The organism is Nitratidesulfovibrio liaohensis (assembly GCF_011682075.1).
GTDB classification, from domain to species: domain Bacteria; phylum Desulfobacterota; class Desulfovibrionia; order Desulfovibrionales; family Desulfovibrionaceae; genus Cupidesulfovibrio; species Cupidesulfovibrio liaohensis.
Window position 1 is genome coordinate 1 of record NZ_VSMK01000144.1, and the last position, 6002, is coordinate 6002.

The 6002-nt window shown below is 67.2% G+C and carries 6 protein-coding genes; 1 reads left to right on the forward strand and 5 read right to left on the reverse strand.

Annotation, left to right across the window (positions count from 1 at the left end):
- The 4 genes from FVW27_RS06150 to ruvA form a co-directional block, all read right to left on the reverse strand.
- On the reverse strand, window positions 1–387 hold a 387-nt coding region (locus tag FVW27_RS06150; RefSeq protein WP_424991849.1), incomplete at its 3' end, for a DnaA N-terminal domain-containing protein.
- Window positions 388–911: 524 nt separating this feature from the next.
- Window positions 912–1643: an FAD-dependent thymidylate synthase gene (gene thyX, locus FVW27_RS06155; protein WP_167123632.1), complete on the reverse strand. Its 732-nt coding sequence runs from the start codon at window positions 1641–1643 to the stop codon at window positions 912–914.
- 154 nt (window positions 1644–1797) lie between these two features.
- Window positions 1798–2802: a Holliday junction branch migration DNA helicase RuvB gene (ruvB, locus tag FVW27_RS06160; RefSeq protein ID WP_167123634.1), complete on the reverse strand. Its 1005-nt coding sequence runs from the start codon at window positions 2800–2802 to the stop codon at window positions 1798–1800.
- Entirely contained in the window at window positions 2802–3410 is a 609-nt protein-coding gene (ruvA, locus tag FVW27_RS06165) for a Holliday junction branch migration protein RuvA (RefSeq protein WP_167123636.1), read from the reverse strand. Before ruvA ends, ruvB begins: the two co-directional genes overlap by 1 nt.
- A 215-nt stretch (window positions 3411–3625) precedes the next feature.
- On the opposite strand from ruvA, the gene FVW27_RS06170 reads away from it, so the two are divergent.
- Complete coding sequence (locus FVW27_RS06170) at window positions 3626–5353, forward strand: sensor domain-containing diguanylate cyclase (RefSeq protein WP_167123638.1); 1728 nt, start codon at window positions 3626–3628, stop codon at window positions 5351–5353.
- A 368-nt stretch (window positions 5354–5721) separates the two neighbouring features.
- On the opposite strand, the gene FVW27_RS06175 is transcribed toward FVW27_RS06170, so the two are convergent.
- Window positions 5722–6002 (reverse strand): crossover junction endodeoxyribonuclease RuvC (locus FVW27_RS06175; protein ID WP_208294661.1); only part of this gene is annotated, 281 nt, incomplete at its 5' end.

Genomic DNA, 6002 nt, shown 5'->3' on the forward strand with positions numbered 1-6002 from the left:
CTGCGTGCCGTCTGCGGCCTCCACGTCCGGTGCCGCACCGGATGCGGAGGCATCCGCGCGGCCCGCGCGCGGCGAAAGGATGCCCGCGCCATGCGGCGCGGCATCCACCACTACGGTGGGGGCAGTGCCCAGCACGGCGGTAGCCGCCTGCACGATGTCATCCAGCAGTCGGTCGCGGACCCAGGCCGCAACGAATTCGTTGGGAGCCACCAGGCGCAGCACATCGTCCTGAACCTCTGCCGCCAACGGCGAGATCCAGACCTTGAAGAGCCCCGGATTGAGACTCTTTTCTAGAATATTCTGAATTTGGCCCCAAATTGAAATCATGGTGCTTGGTTTACGGAGTTCGCTGCCGGGTTGCAATGGAGAAAAAGCGCCTGTCGTCATGCGGAACACGCACCCTGTTTCCCAAGACTTTTTCCGCAGTAATGCACTGTAATCACAGAATCTAACCACTCGATGGCGTCATTCCGCCGTTTTGCGCACACCTTGGGGGGCAAGACTTTCCACAGCTGCATGCCCCTGTTTTCCACATCAACGAAAAAACTTTTCCACAGGCACATTCTTGATTTACGCCCCAAAATTCCCCGAGCATCTATTTTTTTCCACTACGACATCCAAGGCGTGAAACAAATACACCGATTCAGGCAGGCAGCGTCACCGTGCAGGCACGTACGGCGCCGTGTCCCGGCATAAAAGGAGGCTACCGCCCGCAGGTGTGGCGGGAAACAACCCTGCCTTTCAGGCTCTGGAAAGCCACAGGATACTGTTTTTTTTCAGTGCATTGGCAGTCGTCGCGCCTGCACGGTGCGATTCCGCCCGCCATGCGAAAAAAAAGACGCTACGCGCGACGCTCACCCCGTCCAAAACCCCTCGGCTACCCGCCGCCCCGTGCGCTACCGCACGACAGGTCAGGGTTGGCGCAGGGGATACCGGCCACAGGTGAACCGTTCGCCCTCGGGGCAGTAGCCCAGCCGTTCACACTTGGCTCCCGCCACGGCAAACAGTTCGGGCAGCACGCCACGGCACAGGTCCAGCATGGCGTCGGCCATGGCCCGGATCTCCCACTGGGCGCGCATGCAGCAGCGATGCTCGAAGAAGTTGAGCAGGCTGCGGCAGTTCATGGTCAGCACGATGCGCGTCTCCGCCGCCTGGGGCAGCACGAAGCGGGCATCCTCGTTGGACCTGGCCCCGGCCCTGCCGTCGGCCTCCAGCAGGGCCTTGATGTCGCGGTAGGCATCGCCGATCTCGGCCATGCACTGCTCGAAGCGGGCCAGGGCCTGCGGGTTGCGGGCAATGGCCGGGGGCAGCACATAGTCGAAGTTGCTGCCGTCCACGTAGCGCTGGCTTTGCTGCGAGTACGAGGCGATGCGGTGGCGCACCAGTTGGTGGGTCAGCGCGCGGGACACCCCTTCCGCCGCGAAGGTGAAGCTGACGTGTTCCACCGGGCTGGCATGGCCCGATTCCATCACCGAGGCCACGAACTGGGCCTGCTTCTCGCGCGCGATCTCGCCGGACAGCAGGCGCGGCCACATGTCGGCCACGAACCCGGAATGGTAGCATTGGCGAAAGGCGGCATAAATGAGCGAAAGCGGTTCCGGGGTATGGGCCAGCAGTTCGACCCGCAGCGTCGTCTTGGACATGGAGGTTCCGTAACCGGCCACGCGGCCGGGCAAGGGGTGGAAGCATATTCTGGCGGCGCGCCGCGCCGAGGCGCCATAGGACAAAGATGGGCAGGCTGCCCGGGCCAGACCGCGCAGACCAGACTGTGCGGGCCGGGCCGCCGCCAGCCCTGCCTCAGGCCAGCAAATTGAGGTGCCGATAGGCCTTGGCCGTGGCCACGCGACCGCGCGGGGTGCGTTTCAGAAAGCCGCACTGGATCAGGTACGGTTCGTAAATGTCTTCTATGGTCCGCACCTCTTCGGAACAGGCCACGGCCAGGGTCTTCACCCCCACCGGGCCGCCGCCGAAGTGCTCGATGAGCACGGACAGCAGCTTGCGGTCCATCTGGTCCAGCCCGCTCTCGTCCACGTCCATGCGGCCCAGCGCGGCGGATGCCTGTTCCGGCGTGATGGTGCCGTTGCCGTGCACGGCGGCAAAGTCGCGCACCCGGCGCAGCAGCCGGTTGGCGATGCGCGGGGTGCCCCGCGAGCGGCGACCAATCTCCACGGCGCCTTCCGGGGTCAGGTTGGCCCCCAGGATGCGCGCGGTGCGGGCGACGATGCGCGCAAGGTCCGCGGGCGAGTAGAATTCCAACCGGCTGATGATGCCGAAGCGGTCGCGCAGGGGCGACGACAACAGGCCGATGCGGGTGGTGGCCCCCACCAGGGTGAACGGCTCGAGGTCGATCTTCACCGTGCGCGCACCCGGCCCCTGCCCGATGACCAGGTCCAGCTTGAAGTCTTCCAGCGCGGGGTACAGCACTTCCTCCACCGCCACGGGCATGCGGTGGATTTCGTCCACGAACAGGATGTCGTGCCGCCCGAGGTTGGTCAGGATGGCCGCCAGGTCGCCGCTGCGCTCAAGCACCGGTCCGGAGGTGGACACCAGGTTCACCCCCAGTTCCGCCGCGATGATCTGGGCCAGGGTGGTCTTGCCGAGACCGGGGTTGCCGTAGAACAGCAGGTGGTCCATGGCCTGCCCGCGCTCCAGCGCCGCCGCCACGAAAACCTTGAGGTTGGCCCGCAACTCGTCCTGTCCGATGAAGTCGTCCAGGCTGCGCGGCCGCACGTTCTCGTCCATGCAGATGGATGCGCAGCTGCCTGCGCCCTCTCCATCCGGTCCCTTGCACTGCGCCGTCATCAGCGCCCCCTCGCCAGGGCCTTCAGGGCCGCGCGCAGCGCCCCGGCCACGTCAAGGTCGGGCTCTGCCTTCAGCGCGTCCTTCAACACCGGAGCGGCCTCGTCCTCGAGGTAGCCAAGGTTGCCAAGCCCGGCCAGCGCATCGCGGAACACCCCGCCCGGTGCGGCCCCGCCCGCCAACACCATGCCTGCGGGCATATCCTCGACCTTCAATTTGTACTTCAATTCCAGAAAGATATGCTGCGCGGTCTTCTTGCCGATGCCGGACACCCGCGTCAGCGCCAGCACGTCGTCCTCCACCACCAGACGACGCAGGTCGTCGGGGCGGAACTGCGAAAGGATGGCCAGGGCCGTGCGCGCCCCCACCTTGCTGATGGTGGTAAGCACCATGAAGGTCTGCCGCTCGTCCCAGGTGGAAAAGCCGAACAGTTCCAGGGCGTCCTCGCGCACTTCGGTCCGCACGTGAAAGGCCACCTGCCCACCCCGCTCCGGCAGACGCGACAGGGTGTGCGCGGGCAGATGCACCTCGTACCCCACGCCCCCTTCCGTCACCACCACGCAGGCATTGCCGGAAATTTCGGCAACGCGGCCTTCGACATACGCAATCATGGTTCCACCTCTCGCGGGCACCCTACACAAAAAGCGACCGGGCCGGAAGACGGGCGCGGCGCACGGTCCTGGCCAGTTCTGCCCAGTCCTGGCCAACTTGTCCCAGTCTGCCGATGGAAAAACCGTCCTCTCCTGATAACACTCTTGGTGCGGAACGGAAAATCCCGTATCATCCCACGCACCCCAACCAGGGAAACCCGCCCGGAGCCGCCTGCATGCCCTTGCCGCCCCGCCCGCTTTCACCCTTCACGTGGTTCCGCCAGCACGCGGAGCGCACGCCCCTTCGCCTGCTGCTGCTGACGCTGGTGCTGTTGCTGCCCTGCGTACTCTATGCAGCCGACAGGTATGCGGACATGTGGGCCGTCCGCGCCCTGGACGAGACCGTGGCCGAGGCGAGGACGCGGCTGGCCTTGCGCCAGCGCACCATGAACGACGAATTCGAACTGGCCTTTGCCGGGCTGCGCCGTCTGCCCGACCTGCTGGCCCTGGACGACCGGGTGCGCGACGAGGTGGCCCCAAGGCCCGAGGCGGCCCCGCATAAACCGCCACAGGCAAGCGTGGGGCGTCGTACCCCGCTCAACGCCTTCCTGAAGACCTTTGCCGAAACCATGGACCTGCACATCGCCTGGCTCATTGACCACACGGGCCTAACCATCGCCACCAGCAACTACGACAGCGCGGACAGCCTGCTTGGCACCAACTATGCCGACCGCGCCTACTTCATCGCCGCCATGTCCGGCGAGCGTGGCCGCCAGTTCGCCGTGGGACGCGTGTCCAGCGTGCCGGGATTCTTCTTCGCCTCTCCCGTGCGACAGTACGGCACTGTGTTGGGCGTGGTGGCCGTGAAGACCGACCTGCCCACCCTATCGCGTCGGCTGCGCCTGGACGCCGCCTTCGTCACCGATGAACAGGGGGTGGTGGTGCTGGCCAACGACAAGGCGCACATCTTCCATGCCCTGCCGGATGCCCCGGTGCGCGACATGCCCGTTTCGGCGCGCCTCCTGCGCTACAAGCGCGAGGCATTTCCCGAACTGTCGCTGCGCCCCTTCGTGGTGCGGGGCATCAGCGAAACGCACGGCCTGACGCTCATCGGCGAAGCCACGCGCCCCGCGCTGCTGGGGGTGATCCATCGCCCGCAGGACGGCCTTTCGCTGCACGTGGCCGAAGACGTCGGCGAGGCCCTGACCCTGGAGGACCGGCGGCAGGTGCGCTTCCACCTCGCGGTACTGAGCGGACTGGCCGTGCTGGGCACCCTGCTTTCCGCCATCATCTACACCCTGCGCAACCGGGCCCAACTGCACATCATCGAGGCCAACAACCAGGCCCTCACCCGCCTGAACGAGGAACTGCGCTGCATGGCGGAGCGCGACCACCTGACCGGCTGCTTCAACCGGCGGCGGCTGGACGAGGCCATGAACGCGGAGCTGGCCCGCAGCGCGCGCAGCGGCCACCCGCTGGCCCTGGCCATGCTGGACCTTGACCACTTCAAGGCGGTGAACGACCGGCATGGCCACGGCGTGGGAGACGCCATGCTGGCCCATGTGACCGGAATCATCCGCAACCAGTTGCGCGAGCCCGACCTGCTGGCCCGGGTGGGTGGCGAGGAATTCGCCCTGCTGCTGCCCGACACGGGCGAACGCGAAGCCGTCCCCCTGCTGGAACGGATCCGCCGCAAGGTGGAGGAAACCCCCCTGCCCCATGCCGACGCCCCCATTCCCATGACGGTCAGCGCGGGCGTGGCCGAGGCGCGCCCGGACATCGAGCCGGGCCGCTGGATGCACGAGGCGGACGCCGCGCTGTACATGGCCAAGCGCTGTGGCCGCAACCGCACGGTGCGGGCCACGCAGGTGCCGGACGATAGCCTGGCGGGCGGAGACGCGCCGCCGCAGTGTGCGATTCTGGGTGAGGTCGGGAACGAAGACGGGAGCCCGGGAGCGGGCTAGGGGCAAGTCAGGCCGCACTTGGGAACGGATACAAGGAGCGGGGCCGAGGTCCGTGACGGCACCCCAGTGCCGCGTACATGTCCCTCGCGCCGCCCGTCCACCCCGCCTGTCCACTCGGTCTGGCAACCCCGCCTGCCCACTCGGTCTGGCAACACTGCCTGGCCACGCTGCTTCCGTTCCCTTGAAAAAACAGGGCCGCCCGGTAACGCCGGACGGCCTTTTCTTTCGGGGGGTTGCCTGCAGCCGCCCCGCCACGGTACGCCGCCTGGCGCGAAATGTCCCCTGCCGTCCGCCCTTCCCCCTGCGCGCCGGACAGGCCCATACAGGACAGGCCCACGCTCGAAAGCGGCAACCGGACGAAGTGCCCGTCAGCCCAGCTTCGCCAACCGGGACAGCCGCCGGGCATTCAGATGGCACACGGCGGCGGCCAACGCATCGCCGGTGTCCAACCCCCAGCCGCCCTTGGCGCCCAGCACCCGGGCCACCATGAAGCTTACCTGCTCCTTGTCCGCCCCGCCGGTGCCCACCAGGGCCTTCTTGATTTCCGTGGGCTGGTAGTCGGCCACCACCACCCCGTGCGCGGCGCAGGCGGCCACGGCCACCCCGCGCGCCTGCCCCAGCTTGAGGGCGGTGGCCACGTTGCGGGCGG